This window comes from Pseudomonas sp. S3_A09, assembly GCF_054668065.1.
Genome location: NZ_CP162752.1, coordinates 1,900,702 through 1,914,813 on the forward strand (window position 1 = coordinate 1,900,702; position 14,112 = coordinate 1,914,813).

Consider the following 14,112-nt stretch of genomic DNA (forward strand, 5'->3'; position numbering starts at 1 on the left):
TGAAAAGCCCCTGTCACCTTGCGGTGACAGGGGCTTTTTTGTAGCCGGAAATCAGAACTGCGATTGCAGGTAATTCTCCAGGCCGATCAGCTTGATCAGGCCCAACTGCTTTTCAAGCCAGTAGGTGTGATCTTCTTCGGTGTCATTCAACTGCACCCGCAGGATCTCCCGGGTAACATAGTCGTTGTGCTGCTCGCAGAGTTCGATGCCTTTGCAGAGCGCGGCACGGACCTTGTACTCGAGGCGCAGGTCGGCAGCGAGCATGTCAGGTACGGTTGTGCCCACGTCCAGATCATCGGGACGCATACGCGGCGTGCCTTCGAGCATGAGGATACGGCGCATCAGTGCGTCGGCGTGCTGTGCCTCTTCTTCCATCTCATGGTTGATACGCTCGTAGAGCTCGGTAAAGCCCCAGTCTTCGTACATACGCGAGTGGATGAAATATTGGTCACGAGCCGCCAGTTCGCCCGTCAGCAACGTGTTGAGGTAATCGATTACGTCGGGGTGACCTTGCATCGCCCTACATCTCCCTGCTTGAAAGTCTGTAGTTTGAACCATGATGACCTGAAGGTCACGGGACCAACGGCAGAAAAGTGAAGATTTCCGGAGAAAAGTAGCTGAAATAACGCAAAAACCGCCCAAATGAGGGCGGTTCTGCTTATCGTTTAGAGTTAGTTAAGCGATACACCCAGTGCCTTTGCGATTGCTTCTCCATAAGCAGGATCTGCCTTGTAGAAGTGCTGCAATTGACGCTGGACCACATCACTGGAAACGCCGCCCATTGCTCCGGCGATATTGCTGGTGAGCAAGGCTTTCTGCTCATCGTTCATCAGGCGGAACAGCGCACCGGCGTGGCTGTAGTAGTCAGTGTCTTCACGGTGATCGTAACGATCTGCCGCACCGCTCAAGGCCAAAGCAGGCTCAGCGTATTGAGGGGCTTGTTTCGGCGCATCGGCGTAGCTGTTCGGCTCGTAGTTGGGCGCTGCGCCACCGTTGCTGCCGAATGCCATCGAGCCATCACGCTGATAGCTGTTCACCGGGCTACGTGGGGCGTTCACCGGCAGTTGCTGGTGGTTGGTGCCAACACGGTAGCGGTGGGCATCTGCATACGCGAACACACGGCCTTGCAACATACGGTCTGGCGACAGGCCTACACCTGGAACCATGTTGCTAGGCCCGAACGCAGCCTGTTCCACTTCAGCGAAGTAGTTTTGTGGGTTGCGATTAAGCTCCAGTTCTCCGACTTCGATCAGCGGAAACTCCTTCTGCGACCAGGTTTTGGTCACATCAAAAGGATTTTCGTAATGAGCGTTGGCCTGAGCCTCGGTCATGATCTGGATGCAGACACGCCATTTCGGGAAGTCACCCCGTTCGATCGCACCGAACAGATCGCGCTGGGCGTAATCAGGGTCGGTACCCGCCAGGCGTGCCGCTTCGGCCGGCGCCAGGTTCTTGATGCCTTGCTTGGTTTTGTAGTGCCACTTAACCCAGTGACGCTCACCCTTGGCGTTGATCAGGCTATAGGTGTGGCTGCCGAAGCCGTGCATGTGGCGGTAGCCGTCAGGAATACCACGGTCCGAAAACAGGATGGTGACCTGGTGCAGTGCCTCTGGGGAGTGCGACCAGAAATCCCACATCATCTGCGCGCTTTTCAGGTTGCTTTGCGGCAGGCGTTTTTGGGTGTGGATGAAGTCCGGGAACTTCAACGGATCGCGGATGAAAAACACGGGGGTGTTGTTACCCACGATGTCCCAGTTGCCTTCTTCAGTGTAGAACTTCAAGGCGAAACCACGTGGGTCGCGCTCGGTATCAGCCGAACCGCGCTCCCCCCTACGGTGGAAAACCGCAGGAAGGTAGGGGTTTGCTTGCCAACCGACTCGAACAGCTTGGCGCTGGTGTACTGAGTGATGTCTTGGGTGACCGTGAAAGTACCGTAGGCACCCGACCCCTTCGCATGCACACGACGCTCAGGAATGTTTTCACGGTTGAAGTGAGCGAGCTTCTCGATCAGGTGAAAATCGTCGAGCAGCAGCGGACCGCGCGGGCCGGCGGATCGGGAATTCTGGTTATCCGCAACGGGCGCGCCGCTGGCGGTAGTAAGGATTTTGTTCTGGCTCATGCTCAATTTCCCTCAGGTCGGACTTGGAACTGCCGGCTAATCGGCTTGGAGGAAGTATTGATCATCAATATGACGTCTACAAATTCATTAAATTGTAGGCATCGATAGAGAATAACTACCAAACTCCCCAAACGTCATAGTGCCAAGCTAAACCCCCGGAAGCTTGTACGCATCGCGCTTTTATTACGCGCACAAAAAACCGGGCACTAGGCCCGGTTCTTCGTTACAGCTTGTCGTCTTACTCGGCGCTTACAGCTTCGCCGGCAGTAGCACGATCAACCAACTCGACGTACGCCATAGGCGCGTTGTCGCCAGCGCGGAAACCGCACTTGAGGATGCGCAGGTAGCCACCCTCACGGGTAGCGTAACGCTTGCCCAGGTCGTTGAAGAGCTTACCAACGATAGCTTTCGAACGAGTACGGTCGAAAGCCAGACGGCGGTTAGCCAGGCTGTCTGTCTTGGCCAAAGTGATCAGCGGCTCAGCAACGCGACGCAGTTCTTTAGCTTTCGGCAGTGTAGTTTTGATCAGCTCGTGCTCGAACAGCGACACCGCCATGTTTTGGAACATGGCCTTGCGGTGCGAGCTGGTACGGCTCAGGTGACGACCACTTTTACGATGACGCATGGTTCATTCCTTACCAAACTCACGTTCGGTGATTACGACGATCAGGCAGTCGCCTTGTCGTCCTTCTTAAGACTTGCAGGCGGCCAGTTGTCGAGGCGCATGCCGAGGGACAGACCGCGGGAGGCCAGAACGTCCTTGATTTCAGTCAAGGATTTCTTGCCCAGGTTCGGAGTCTTCAACAGTTCTACTTCGGTACGCTGAATCAGGTCGCCGATGTAGTAAATGTTTTCCGCCTTAAGGCAGTTAGCCGAACGTACAGTCAGTTCCAGATCGTCAACCGGGCGAAGCAGGATCGGATCGATCTCGTCTTCCTGCTCGATTACCACTGGTTCGCTGTCACCTTTGAGGTCGACGAACGCAGCCAACTGCTGTTGCAGAATGGTTGCAGCGCGGCGGATAGCCTCTTCAGGATCCAGAGTACCGTTGGTTTCCAGATCAATAACCAGCTTGTCCAGGTTAGTACGCTGTTCGACACGGGCGTTTTCAACCACGTATGCGATACGGCGAACCGGGCTGAACGAAGAGTCAAGCTGCAAGCGACCAATGCTGCGGCTTTCGTCTTCATCGCTCTGACGCGAGTCGGCCGGTTCATAACCACGACCACGAGCTACGGTGAGCTTCATGTTCAGGGCGCCGTTAGACGCCAGGTTAGCGATTACGTGATCGGGGTTAACGATCTCGACATCATGATCCAGCTGAATATCGGCAGCGGTAACCACCCCCGAACCCTTCTTCGACAAGGTCAGCGTAACTTCGTCACGGCCGTGCAGCTTGATAGCCAGACCTTTAAGGTTCAACAGGATTTCAATTACGTCTTCCTGTACACCTTCGATGGCGCTGTACTCGTGGAGCACACCGTCAATCTCGGCCTCGACTACTGCACAGCCGGGCATTGAGGACAACAGGATGCGGCGCAGCGCGTTGCCCAGGGTGTGGCCAAAACCACGCTCGAGAGGCTCGAGAGTAATTTTGGCGCGGGTTGGACTGACAACCTGCACATCAATGTGGCGGGGTGTCAGGAACTCATTTACCGAAATCTGCATGGATGCACCTATTTTCTAGCCCTTACTTGGAGTAGAGCTCGACAATCAGGCTTTCGTTGATGTCGGCGGACAGATCACTGCGAGCAGGAACGTTCTTGAAAACGCCCGACTTCTTCTCAGTGTCTACTTCTACCCATTCTACGCGGCCACGTTGGGCACACAGATCGAGAGCTTGGACAATGCGAAGTTGGTTTTTTGCTTTCTCGCGAACTGCGACCACGTCACCAGCACGAACCTGGTAGGACGGAACGTTTACGGTCTGACCGTTAACGCTGATCGACTTGTGCGATACCAGCTGACGGGATTCGGCACGAGTAGAACCAAAGCCCATACGGTATACAACGTTGTCCAGACGGCATTCGAGCAGTTGCAGCAGGTTTTCACCGGTTGCACCTTTCTTGCCAGCAGCTTCTTTGTAGTAGCCGCTGAACTGACGCTCGAGAACGCCGTAGATACGACGGACCTTCTGCTTTTCACGCAGTTGGGTGCCGTAATCGGACTGGCGACCGCGGCGTTGGCCGTGGATACCAGGTGCTGCTTCAATGTTGCACTTCGATTCGATCGCGCGCACGCCGCTCTTCAGGAAGAGATCGGTGCCTTCGCGACGAGCGAGTTTGCATTTTGGACCAATGTAACGAGCCATTCTTTACAATCTCCTGGATTACACGCGGCGCTTCTTCGGCGGACGGCACCCGTTGTGCGGGATTGGCGTCACGTCGGTGATGCTGGCGATCTTATAGCCACAGCCGTTCAAAGCACGGACAGCAGACTCACGACCTGGACCTGGACCTTTGACGTTAACGTCGAGGTTTTTCAGGCCGTATTCCAGCGCAGCTTGACCAGCACGTTCAGCAGCTACTTGAGCAGCAAACGGGGTGGACTTGCGGGAACCGCGGAAACCCGAACCACCGGAGGTAGCCCAAGAAAGCGCGTTACCTTGACGGTCGGTGATGGTCACGATGGTGTTGTTAAAAGAAGCATGGATGTGGGCGATGCCATCAACCACTGTCTTTTTAACTTTTTTACGAGGACGAGCAGCAGGTTTTGCCATGATAATTTTCCTGTCGATTCGCTGGGGCGATTACTTGCGGATCGGCTTACGCGGACCTTTACGGGTACGCGCGTTAGTCTTGGTACGCTGACCGCGTACTGGAAGACCACGACGATGACGCAGACCGCGATAGCAACCGAGGTCCATCAAACGCTTGATTTTCATGTTGATTTCGCGACGCAGGTCACCTTCAGTGGTGAACTTCGCCACTTCGCCACGCAGCTGTTCAATCTGCTCGTCGCTCAGATCCTTGATCTTAGCGGCTGGGTTTACCCCAGCAACTGCGCAAATTTTCTGCGCAGTAGTGCGACCAACACCATAGATGTAGGTCAGCGAGATAACAGTGTGCTTGTTATCTGGAATGTTAACGCCTGCAATACGGGCCATTCAGTGGGACTCCAATTGACAGCTACCTACGCCCCGGAAGCCAAGAAATAGGGCGCGAGATAATATCGCTGTAATAACAAATAATCAACCCGGCAGCGCACTAGCTGCCGGGCTTCAAGCGGATCACACTCAGCCTTGGCGCTGTTTGTGACGCGGTTCCGCGCTGCAAATTACTCGAACAACACCTTCGCGGCGAATAATCTTGCAGTTACGGCACAGCTTTTTCACCGATGCACGAACTTTCATCACCAACTCCTCGAACCTTATGGGGTACTCAGCGCAACATGCCGCTGCCGTAGCCCTTCAGGTTGGCTTTCTTCATCAGGGATTCGTACTGGTGCGAAACGAGGTGCGATTGTACTTGGGACATGAAGTCCATCACAACCACGACCACGATCAGCAACGAGGTCCCGCCAAGGTAGAACGGAACGTTTGCTGCAACCACCAGGAACTGGGGCAACAAGCACACGGCCGTCATATATAGAGCACCGAACAGGGTCAAACGAGTCAGAACACCATCAATGTAGCGTGCAGACTGCTCACCTGGACGGATGCCCGGAATAAAGGCACCGGACTTCTTCAGGTTTTCCGCTACGTCTTTCGGATTGAACATCAACGCCGTATAGAAGAAGCAGAAGAAAATAATCCCTGCACTAAACAGCAGAATATTCAACGGCTGACCAGGAGCGATCGACTGAGAGAGGTCCTGCAGCCAGCCCATATTTTCGGACTGACCAAACCAGGTACCCAACGAAGCCGGAAACAGCAAAATGCTGCTCGCGAAAATTGCCGGAATTACACCGGCCATATTCACTTTCAGCGGCAAGTGGCTGGTCTGCGCAGCAAAAACCTTGCGGCCCTGCTGACGCTTGGCGTAGTGAACAGCAATACGACGCTGGCCACGCTCAATGAACACCACAAAACCGATAATCGCTACTGCCAGCAAACCGATGGCAACCAAGGCGAAAATGTTGATATCACCCTGACGTGCAGACTCGAAAGACTGCCCAATCGCTCTCGGAAGACCGGCGACGATACCTGCGAAAATCAACATCGAGATACCGTTGCCAACACCACGCTCAGTAATCTGCTCACCCAGCCACATCATGAACATCGCACCAGCCACAAATGTGGATACCGCGACGAAATGGAAGCCAAAGTCACCAGTGAACGCAACGCCCTGCCCGGCCAGACCAACGGACATGCCGATAGCTTGGACCAAGGCGAGAACGACAGTGCCGTAGCGGGTGTACTGGCTAATCTTGCGACGGCCAGCTTCACCTTCCTTCTTCAACTGCTCCAGCTGCGGGCTGACGGCGGTCATCAGTTGCATGATGATCGATGCCGAAATGTACGGCATGATCCCCAATGCAAAAATGCTCATCCGTTCCAGCGCGCCGCCGGAAAACATGTTGAACAAGCTAAGAATGGTCCCCTCATTCTGTCGAAACAGGTCTGCGAGTCGGTCCGGGTTGATACCTGGAACCGGGATGTGTGCGCCTATTCGGTAGACGATAATCGCCAGGAACAGAAAACGCAGACGAGCCCAAAGTTCAGACATACCGCCTTTGCCGAGCGCTGAGAGAGCACCTTGCTTAGCCATTTATTCCTCGAACTTGCCGCCAGCTGCTTCGATAGCCGAACGCGCACCTTTGGTGGCGCCGATTCCCTTGCCGATAGTGACAGCGCGAGTCACTTCACCGGACAGCATGATTTTCACACGCTGTACGTTGACGTTGATCACGTTGGCATCTTTCAGGGTCTGCACAGTAACGATGTCGCCTTCCACTTTAGCCAGCTCGGACAGACGCACTTCTGCGCGGTCCATGGCCTTCAGGGATACGAAACCGAACTTAGGCAGGCGACGATGCAGCGGCTGTTGACCGCCTTCAAAGCCTGGAGCGATGGTGCCACCGGAGCGGGAGGTTTGACCTTTGTGGCCACGGCCACCAGTCTTACCCAAACCGCTACCGATACCACGGCCCGGACGATGCTTTTCGCGACGGGAACCCGGCGCTGGACTCAGATCATTGAGTTTCATCGATTAACCCTCTACACGCAGCATGTAGTAAGCCTTGTTGATCATCCCGCGATTCTCGGGAGTATCCTGGACTTCTACAGTGTGACCGATGCGACGCAGACCCAGACCTTTAACACACAGTTTGTGGTTAGGGATGCGGCCGGTCATGCTTTTGATCAGCGTTACTTTAACGGTAGCCATGATCAGAAGATCTCCTTGACAGTCAGGCCACGCTTGGCAGCGATGGACTCAGGAGATTGCATAGCTTTCAAACCTTTGAAAGTGGCGTGAACCACGTTTACCGGGTTAGTCGAGCCGTAGCACTTGGCCAGAACGTTCTGAACGCCAGCAACTTCGAGAACAGCACGCATAGCGCCGCCAGCGATGATACCGGTACCTTCAGAAGCAGGCTGCATGTACACCTTCGAAGCGCCATGGGCGGACTTCATTGCGTACTGCAGAGTGGTGCCGTTCAGATCAACTTGGATCATGTTGCGACGAGCAGCTTCCATTGCCTTCTGGATCGCAGCAGGCACTTCACGCGACTTGCCACGGCCGAAGCCAACACGGCCCTTACCATCACCAACCACGGTCAACGCGGTGAAAGTGAAGATACGGCCGCCTTTAACGGTTTTGGCTACGCGGTTAACTTGAACCAGCTTCTCAATGTAGCCTTCGTCGCGCTTTTGGTCGTTATTTGACATAACTTAGAACTCCAGCCCAGCTTCACGAGCAGCATCAGCCAGCGCTTTCACGCGACCGTGGTACTTGAAGCCAGAGCGGTCGAAAGCCACTTGCGAGACGCCAGCGGCCTTAGCACGCGTAGCGACCAGCTGGCCAACCTTTGTGGCCGCGTCGATGTTGCCGGTGGCACCATCACGCAGTTCTTTATCCAAAGTCGAGGCGCTTGCCAGGACTTTGTTGCCGTCGGCCGAGATGACCTGGGCGTAGATGTGCTGCGACGAGCGGAACACGCAGAGACGCACGACTTCGAGTTCGTGCATTTTCAGGCGTGCTTTGCGAGCGCGACGCAGTCGAGTAACTTTTTTGTCGGTCATTTGCTATGCCCTACTTCTTCTTGGCTTCTTTACGACGGACGACTTCGTCCGCGTAGCGCACACCTTTGCCTTTGTACGGCTCTGGTGGACGGAAGTCGCGGATCTCAGCGGCCACTTGACCTACCAGCTGCTTATCGATGCCCTTGATCAGGATATCGGTCTGGCTAGGGGTCTCAGCAGTGATGCCCGCTGGCAGTTCGTAATCCACAGGGTGCGAGAAGCCAAGGGCCAGGTTCAAAACCGTGCCTTTTGCTTGCGCTTTGTAACCAACACCGACCAGCTGGAGCTTACGCTCGAAGCCTTGGCTTACGCCTTGGACCATGTTGTTTACCAACGCACGCGTGGTACCGGCCATTGCGCGAGTTTGTTGATCGCCATTGCGAGCAGCGAAACGCAGCTCACCAGCTTCTTCAACGATCTCAACGGACGAATGGATGTTCAGTTCAAGAGTACCCTTGGCACCCTTCACCGAAAGCTGTTGGCCTGCGAATTTGACTTCGACACCGGCTGGCAGCTTAACGGGGTTCTTAGCGACGCGAGACATGCTTATCCCCCCTTAGAACACAGTGCAAAGAACTTCGCCGCCGACACCGGCAGCGCGCGCAGCACGATCCGTCATCACACCTTTGTTGGTGGAGACGATAGACACGCCCAGACCGCCACGAACTTTCGGCAGATCTTCAGCGGACTTGTACTGACGCAGGCCTGGACGGCTAACGCGCTTCACTTCCTCGATGACCGAACGGCCTTCGAAGTACTTCAGCTCGATGGACAGCAGAGCTTTAACATCGCTGCTGATCTGATAACCCGCAATGTAGCCTTCGTCTTTCAGGACTTTGGCAACAGCTACCTTCAACTTGGAAGATGGCATGCTTACGACGGACTTTTCAGCCATCTGGGCATTACGGATACGAGTTAGCATGTCCGCTAACGGGTCCTGCATACTCATGGGCTAGACGCTCCTAATACAAAAAAATTAGCCTTGCGGCTACATATGTCGCCGAGAATCTCCGGGTAAAAAACACGGGCTCAGGCGAGCCGCGTATTTTAGACACACTCCAGAAATGAAACAAGCCCCAAAAGGGGCTTGTTCCAGATTCAAGGTCACCGGCGGTCAGTATCTTGCGACATTGACCCCCTGGACGTTGAAAGTACTTACCAGCTGGCTTTAACCAGACCTGGTACGTCACCACGCATTGCCGCTTCACGCAGTTTGTTACGGCCGAGGCCGAACTTGCGGTAAACGCCGTGTGGACGACCGGTCAGGCGGCAGCGGTTACGCATGCGCGAAGCGCTTGCGTCACGTGGCTGCTTCTGCAGAGCAACTGTAGCTTCCCAACGCGCTTCTGGACTTGCGTTCAGATCAACGATGATTGCTTTCAGTGCTGCACGCTTCTTGGCGTACTTGGCAACCGTGAGCTGACGCTTCAGCTCGCGGTTTTTCATGCTCATCTTGGCCATGGTCCTACTCCAATCAGTTGCGGAACGGGAATTTGAAAGCACGCAACAGGGCGCGACCTTCATCATCGTTCTTGGCAGTGGTGGTCAGGGTGATGTCCAGACCGCGGAGAGCATCGATCTTGTCGTAGTCGATTTCCGGGAAGATGATCTGCTCTTTCACGCCCATGCTGTAGTTACCACGACCATCGAAGGACTTGGCATTCAGGCCGCGGAAGTCGCGGACCCGAGGCAGGGAGATCGACAGCAGACGATCCAGGAATTCGTACATACGCTCACGGCGCAGGGTCACTTTGACGCCGATCGGCCAACCTTCACGGACTTTAAAGCCAGCGATGGATTTCCGAGCGTAGGTCACAACGACTTTCTGGCCGGTGATCTTTTCCAGGTCAGCAACAGCGTGCTCGATGACTTTTTTGTCACCGATCGCTTCGCCCAGACCCATGTTCAGGGTGATTTTGGTAACGCGCGGAACTTCCATCACGTTCCCAAGCTTAAGTTCTTCCTTAAGCTTAGGGGCGATTTCCTTCCGGTAAATCTCTTGTAGTCGTGCCATGGTCTAATCTACCTAGCAGTGTTCAAGCATCAACCGCTTTTTGGGTCGACTTGAAGACACGAATTTTCTTACCGTCTTCTACTTTGAAACCAACGCGGTCAGCCTTGTTGGTTTCGCCGTTGAAGATGGCGACGTTAGAAGCGTCCAGCGGAGCTTCTTTCTCGACGATACCGCCCTGCACGCCCGACATCGGGTTAGGCTTGGTATGACGCTTGACCAGGTTCAGACCACCGATAACCAGACGGTTATTAGCGAGAACCTTAAGCACCTTACCGCGCTTACCTTTGTCTTTGCCGGCGATCACGATGATCTCGTCGTCACGACGAATCTTTTGCATGTCGGATCTCCTTACAGCACTTCTGGGGCGAGCGAGACGATCTTCATGAACTTCTCAGTACGAAGTTCACGGGTCACTGGCCCAAAGATACGGGTGCCGATCGGCTCTTGCTTGTTGTTCAGAAGAACAGCAGCGTTGCCATCAAAGCGGATAATGGAGCCATCAGCACGACGTACGCCGTGACGAGTGCGGACTACAACAGCAGTCATCACTTGGCCTTTTTTCACTTTACCGCGAGGAATTGCTTCCTTGACGGTAACTTTGATGATGTCACCGATACCAGCGTAACGACGATGGGAGCCACCCAGCACCTTGATGCACATAACACGGCGAGCGCCGCTGTTATCGGCCACATCGAGCATGGATTGAGTCTGAATCATATAATTTCTCCGACCCCTAGTCCTTAGACTTCCACAGCGCGTTCGAGAACATCAACCAGTGCCCAAGACTTGGTCTTGGCCAGCGGACGAGTTTCACGAATAGTGACTTTGTCGCCGATGTGGCACTGATTGGTTTCGTCGTGCGCGTGCAGCTTAGTCGAACGCTTAACGTATTTACCGTAGATCGGGTGCTTAACGCGACGCTCGATCAAAACGGTGATGGTTTTGTCCATCTTGTCGCTGACAACACGGCCAGTCAGCGTACGGACAGTCTTTTCGGCTTCAGCCATGATCACTTACCTGCCTGCTGGTTGAGCACAGTCTTCACGCGAGCGATGTCACGCTTAACTTGCGAGAGCAGATGAGACTGCCCCAACTGGCCAGTTGCTTTCTGCATACGCAGATTGAACTGGTCGCGCAGCAGGCCGAGCAGTTGCTCGTTCAGCTGCTGTGCGGATTTTTCACGAAGTTCATTCGCTTTCATCACATCACCGTCCGTTTAACAAAGGAGGTGGCGAGCGGCAGCTTTGCAGCAGCCAGGGCGAAAGCCTCACGCGCCAGCTCTTCAGAAACACCCTCGATTTCATACAGGACTTTGCCTGGCTGAATCTGGGCTACCCAGTATTCCACGTTACCCTTACCTTTACCCATCCGAACCTCGAGAGGTTTTTTGGAGATCGGCTTGTCCGGGAATACACGGATCCAGATCTTGCCGCCACGTTTTACGTGACGGGTCAGAGCACGACGCGCTGACTCGATCTGACGAGCGGTGAGACGACCACGAGCTACAGACTTCAGCGCGAACTCGCCGAAGCTGACTTTGCTACCGCGCTGAGCCAGACCACGGTTGTGGCCTGTCATCTGCTTGCGGAACTTCGTACGCTTAGGTTGCAACATTTGGCGTACCCCTTACTTAGCAGCTTTTTTACGAGGCGCTGGTGCTTGTGGTTTCAGTTCTTCTTGGCGACCACCAATTACTTCGCCTTTGAAGATCCAAACCTTTACACCGATCACACCGTAAGTGGTGTGAGCTTCGTAGTTGGCATAGTCGATGTCGGCACGCAGGGTGTGCAGTGGCACACGACCTTCGCGATACCATTCAGTACGTGCGATTTCAGCACCGCCGAGACGACCGCTCACTTGGATTTTGATGCCTTTGGCACCAATGCGCATGGCGTTCTGTACAGCGCGCTTCATAGCGCGACGGAACATTACGCGACGCTCCAGCTGCTGAGCTACGCTCTGCGCAACCAGCATACCGTCGAGCTCCGGCTTGCGGATCTCTTCGATATTGATGTGCACAGGCACACCCATTTGCTTGGTCAGGTCCTGACGCAGTTTCTCAACATCTTCACCTTTCTTCCCGATAACGATACCTGGACGAGCGGTGTGGATGGTGATACGTGCAGTTTGGGCCGGACGATGGATATCGATACGGCTTACGGACGCGCTTTTTAGTTTGTCTTGGAGATACTCACGCACCTTCAGATCAGCGAACAAATAGTCCGCATAAGTCCGACCGTCTGCGTACCAGACGGAGGTGTGCTCCTTGACGATTCCCAGGCGAATGCCAATGGGATGTACTTTCTGACCCATCTCTTCGACTCCGTTACTTGTCAGCAACCTTGACAGTGATATGGCAAGACCGCTTGACGATGCGATCAGCACGGCCTTTGGCACGTGGCATGATGCGCTTCAGCGAACGCCCTTCGTTGACGAAAACGGTGCTGACCTTCAGGTCATCAACGTCTGCGCCTTCGTTATGCTCGGCGTTGGCTACGGCCGACTCCAGCACTTTCTTCATGATCTCGGCGGCTTTCTTACTGCTGAAAGCCAACAGGTTGAGCGCTTCGCCCACCTTCTTCCCGCGGATCTGGTCGGCGACCAAGCGGGCTTTCTGGGCGGAGATTCGAGCGCCCGACAACTTAGCGGCTACTTCCATTTCCTTACCCCTTAACGCTTGGCTTTCTTGTCTGCCACGTGCCCACGATAAGTGCGGGTACCGGCAAACTCGCCTAGTTTGTGGCCGACCATGTCTTCGTTCACGAGAACTGGGACGTGCAAGCGACCGTTGTGTACAGCGATGGTCAGACCGACCATTTGTGGCAGGATCATCGAACGACGCGACCAGGTCTTAACTGGTTTGCGATCGTTCTTTTCCGCCGCCACTTCGATCTTCTTCAGTAGGTGAAGATCAATAAAAGGACCTTTTTTCAGAGAACGTGGCACTGTCGTATCCCTCTATTTACTTGCGACGACGGACGATCATTTTGTCGGTACGCTTATTACCACGAGTCTTCGCGCCCTTAGTCGGGAAGCCCCATGGCGATACCGGATGACGACCACCAGAGGTACGACCTTCACCACCACCGTGTGGGTGGTCAACCGGGTTCATGGCAACACCACGAACGGTTGGGCGAACGCCACGCCAGCGTTTGGCACCAGCTTTACCCAACGAACGCAGGCTGTGCTCGGAGTTCGAGACTTCGCCCAGGGTCGCACGGCATTCAGCCAGCACTTTACGCATCTCACCAGAACGCAGACGCAGGGTCACGTAGACACCTTCACGAGCGATCAGCTGAGCCGAAGCACCAGCGGAACGAGCGATTTGCGCGCCTTTACCTGGCTTCAATTCGATGCCGTGTACGGTGCTACCAACTGGAATGTTGCGCAGTTGCAGAGCGTTGCCCGGCTTGATCGGTGCCAAGGCACCTGCGATCAGCTGGTCGCCAGCGCTCACGCCTTTAGGGGCGATGATGTAGCGACGCTCGCCATCTGCGTACAGCAGCAGAGCGATGTGAGCAGTACGGTTTGGATCGTATTCGATACGCTCGACAGTGGCAGCGATGCCATCTTTGTCGTTGCGACGGAAATCAACCAGACGATAATGCTGCTTATGGCCACCACCGATGTGACGAGTGGTAATACGACCATTGTTGTTACGACCACCAGACTTCGATTTTTTCTCGAGCAGCGGTGCGTGAGGAGCGCCTTTATGCAGCTCCTGGTTGACCACCTTGACCACAAAACGGCGGCCAGGGGAAGTCGGTTTGCATTTAACGATTGCCATGATGCACC

At 54.7% G+C, this 14,112-nt stretch carries 25 protein-coding genes and 1 pseudogene; all 26 read right to left on the reverse strand.

The window, feature by feature from the left end; translation table 11 throughout:
* Positions 1 to 51 precede the first annotated feature (51 nt).
* The 26 genes and pseudogenes from bfr to rplB all read right to left on the reverse strand — a co-directional run bounded on the left by bfr (position 52) and on the right by rplB (position 14,104).
* A complete protein-coding gene (gene bfr / locus AB4N92_RS09000) occupies positions 52 to 516 on the reverse strand; it encodes a bacterioferritin (RefSeq protein ID WP_003176400.1) in 465 nt (154 codons plus the stop codon).
* 155 nt (positions 517 to 671) lie between these two features.
* Positions 672 to 2,119 (reverse strand): annotated as a pseudogene (locus AB4N92_RS09005) (catalase).
* 238 nt (positions 2,120 to 2,357) lie between these two features.
* A complete protein-coding gene (gene rplQ, locus AB4N92_RS09010; RefSeq protein ID WP_003176402.1) occupies positions 2,358 to 2,744 on the reverse strand; it encodes a 50S ribosomal protein L17 in 387 nt (128 codons plus the stop codon).
* A gap of 41 nt (positions 2,745 to 2,785) precedes the next feature.
* On the reverse strand, positions 2,786 to 3,787 hold the full coding sequence (locus AB4N92_RS09015) for a DNA-directed RNA polymerase subunit alpha (protein WP_003176403.1): 1,002 nt from the start codon (positions 3,785 to 3,787) through the stop codon (positions 2,786 to 2,788).
* Positions 3,788 to 3,809: 22 nt separating this feature from the next.
* On the reverse strand, positions 3,810 to 4,430 hold the full coding sequence (rpsD, locus tag AB4N92_RS09020) for a 30S ribosomal protein S4 (protein WP_003176404.1): 621 nt from the start codon (positions 4,428 to 4,430) through the stop codon (positions 3,810 to 3,812).
* Between the two features lie 18 nt (positions 4,431 to 4,448).
* Positions 4,449 to 4,838, reverse strand: coding sequence for a 30S ribosomal protein S11 (gene rpsK, locus AB4N92_RS09025; RefSeq protein WP_002555466.1), 390 nt, complete (start codon positions 4,836 to 4,838; stop codon positions 4,449 to 4,451).
* A 30-nt stretch (positions 4,839 to 4,868) separates the two neighbouring features.
* Positions 4,869 to 5,225 carry a 30S ribosomal protein S13 gene (gene rpsM / locus AB4N92_RS09030; protein ID WP_003194635.1) on the reverse strand — a complete coding sequence of 119 codons (357 nt, stop codon included), beginning with the start codon at positions 5,223 to 5,225 and terminating at the stop codon, positions 4,869 to 4,871.
* 129 nt (positions 5,226 to 5,354) lie between these two features.
* Positions 5,355 to 5,471: a 50S ribosomal protein L36 gene (gene rpmJ, locus AB4N92_RS09035; RefSeq protein WP_002555468.1), complete on the reverse strand. Its 117-nt coding sequence runs from the start codon at positions 5,469 to 5,471 to the stop codon at positions 5,355 to 5,357.
* Positions 5,472 to 5,499: 28 nt separating this feature from the next.
* A complete protein-coding gene (gene secY / locus AB4N92_RS09040; protein ID WP_003194637.1) occupies positions 5,500 to 6,828 on the reverse strand; it encodes a preprotein translocase subunit SecY in 1,329 nt (442 codons plus the stop codon).
* The gene (rplO, locus tag AB4N92_RS09045) at positions 6,829 to 7,266 is read right to left on the reverse strand and encodes a 50S ribosomal protein L15 (protein ID WP_003176407.1); all 438 of its coding nucleotides are present in this window, start codon (positions 7,264 to 7,266) and stop codon (positions 6,829 to 6,831) included.
* Positions 7,267 to 7,269: 3 nt separating this feature from the next.
* A complete protein-coding gene (rpmD, locus tag AB4N92_RS09050) occupies positions 7,270 to 7,446 on the reverse strand; it encodes a 50S ribosomal protein L30 (RefSeq protein ID WP_003176408.1) in 177 nt (58 codons plus the stop codon).
* A gap of 2 nt (positions 7,447 to 7,448) precedes the next feature.
* Positions 7,449 to 7,949, reverse strand: a complete 501-nt coding sequence (gene rpsE / locus AB4N92_RS09055) for a 30S ribosomal protein S5 (RefSeq protein WP_003176409.1) — start codon at positions 7,947 to 7,949, stop codon at positions 7,449 to 7,451.
* A gap of 3 nt (positions 7,950 to 7,952) precedes the next feature.
* Complete coding sequence (rplR, locus tag AB4N92_RS09060; protein ID WP_003186037.1) at positions 7,953 to 8,303, reverse strand: 50S ribosomal protein L18; 351 nt, start codon at positions 8,301 to 8,303, stop codon at positions 7,953 to 7,955.
* Positions 8,304 to 8,313: 10 nt separating this feature from the next.
* Positions 8,314 to 8,847: a 50S ribosomal protein L6 gene (gene rplF, locus AB4N92_RS09065; protein WP_003194640.1), complete on the reverse strand. Its 534-nt coding sequence runs from the start codon at positions 8,845 to 8,847 to the stop codon at positions 8,314 to 8,316.
* A 12-nt stretch (positions 8,848 to 8,859) separates the two neighbouring features.
* Positions 8,860 to 9,252, reverse strand: coding sequence for a 30S ribosomal protein S8 (rpsH, locus tag AB4N92_RS09070; RefSeq protein WP_010206883.1), 393 nt, complete (start codon positions 9,250 to 9,252; stop codon positions 8,860 to 8,862).
* Positions 9,253 to 9,458: 206 nt separating this feature from the next.
* On the reverse strand, positions 9,459 to 9,764 hold the full coding sequence (gene rpsN, locus AB4N92_RS09075; protein ID WP_003176414.1) for a 30S ribosomal protein S14: 306 nt from the start codon (positions 9,762 to 9,764) through the stop codon (positions 9,459 to 9,461).
* A 13-nt stretch (positions 9,765 to 9,777) separates the two neighbouring features.
* Positions 9,778 to 10,317 carry a 50S ribosomal protein L5 gene (gene rplE, locus AB4N92_RS09080; RefSeq protein WP_003194642.1) on the reverse strand — a complete coding sequence of 180 codons (540 nt, stop codon included), beginning with the start codon at positions 10,315 to 10,317 and terminating at the stop codon, positions 9,778 to 9,780.
* Between the two features lie 22 nt (positions 10,318 to 10,339).
* Positions 10,340 to 10,654 carry a 50S ribosomal protein L24 gene (gene rplX, locus AB4N92_RS09085; protein ID WP_003176416.1) on the reverse strand — a complete coding sequence of 105 codons (315 nt, stop codon included), beginning with the start codon at positions 10,652 to 10,654 and terminating at the stop codon, positions 10,340 to 10,342.
* 11 nt (positions 10,655 to 10,665) lie between these two features.
* The gene (gene rplN / locus AB4N92_RS09090) at positions 10,666 to 11,034 is read right to left on the reverse strand and encodes a 50S ribosomal protein L14 (protein ID WP_002555479.1); all 369 of its coding nucleotides are present in this window, start codon (positions 11,032 to 11,034) and stop codon (positions 10,666 to 10,668) included.
* 23 nt (positions 11,035 to 11,057) lie between these two features.
* A complete protein-coding gene (rpsQ, locus tag AB4N92_RS09095; protein ID WP_003176419.1) occupies positions 11,058 to 11,324 on the reverse strand; it encodes a 30S ribosomal protein S17 in 267 nt (88 codons plus the stop codon).
* Positions 11,325 to 11,326: 2 nt separating this feature from the next.
* Positions 11,327 to 11,518 carry a 50S ribosomal protein L29 gene (gene rpmC / locus AB4N92_RS09100; protein ID WP_002555481.1) on the reverse strand — a complete coding sequence of 64 codons (192 nt, stop codon included), beginning with the start codon at positions 11,516 to 11,518 and terminating at the stop codon, positions 11,327 to 11,329.
* Positions 11,518 to 11,931: a 50S ribosomal protein L16 gene (gene rplP, locus AB4N92_RS09105; protein WP_003176421.1), complete on the reverse strand. Its 414-nt coding sequence runs from the start codon at positions 11,929 to 11,931 to the stop codon at positions 11,518 to 11,520. The genes rpmC and rplP overlap by 1 nt, the downstream gene beginning before the upstream one ends.
* A 12-nt stretch (positions 11,932 to 11,943) precedes the next feature.
* Positions 11,944 to 12,630: a 30S ribosomal protein S3 gene (rpsC, locus tag AB4N92_RS09110; RefSeq protein ID WP_003176422.1), complete on the reverse strand. Its 687-nt coding sequence runs from the start codon at positions 12,628 to 12,630 to the stop codon at positions 11,944 to 11,946.
* A 13-nt stretch (positions 12,631 to 12,643) separates the two neighbouring features.
* Complete coding sequence (rplV, locus tag AB4N92_RS09115; RefSeq protein ID WP_003103908.1) at positions 12,644 to 12,976, reverse strand: 50S ribosomal protein L22; 333 nt, start codon at positions 12,974 to 12,976, stop codon at positions 12,644 to 12,646.
* An 11-nt stretch (positions 12,977 to 12,987) separates the two neighbouring features.
* Positions 12,988 to 13,263 carry a 30S ribosomal protein S19 gene (rpsS, locus tag AB4N92_RS09120; protein ID WP_003232420.1) on the reverse strand — a complete coding sequence of 92 codons (276 nt, stop codon included), beginning with the start codon at positions 13,261 to 13,263 and terminating at the stop codon, positions 12,988 to 12,990.
* A gap of 16 nt (positions 13,264 to 13,279) precedes the next feature.
* Positions 13,280 to 14,104, reverse strand: a complete 825-nt coding sequence (gene rplB / locus AB4N92_RS09125) for a 50S ribosomal protein L2 (RefSeq protein ID WP_003186055.1) — start codon at positions 14,102 to 14,104, stop codon at positions 13,280 to 13,282.
* Positions 14,105 to 14,112 lie beyond the last annotated feature (8 nt).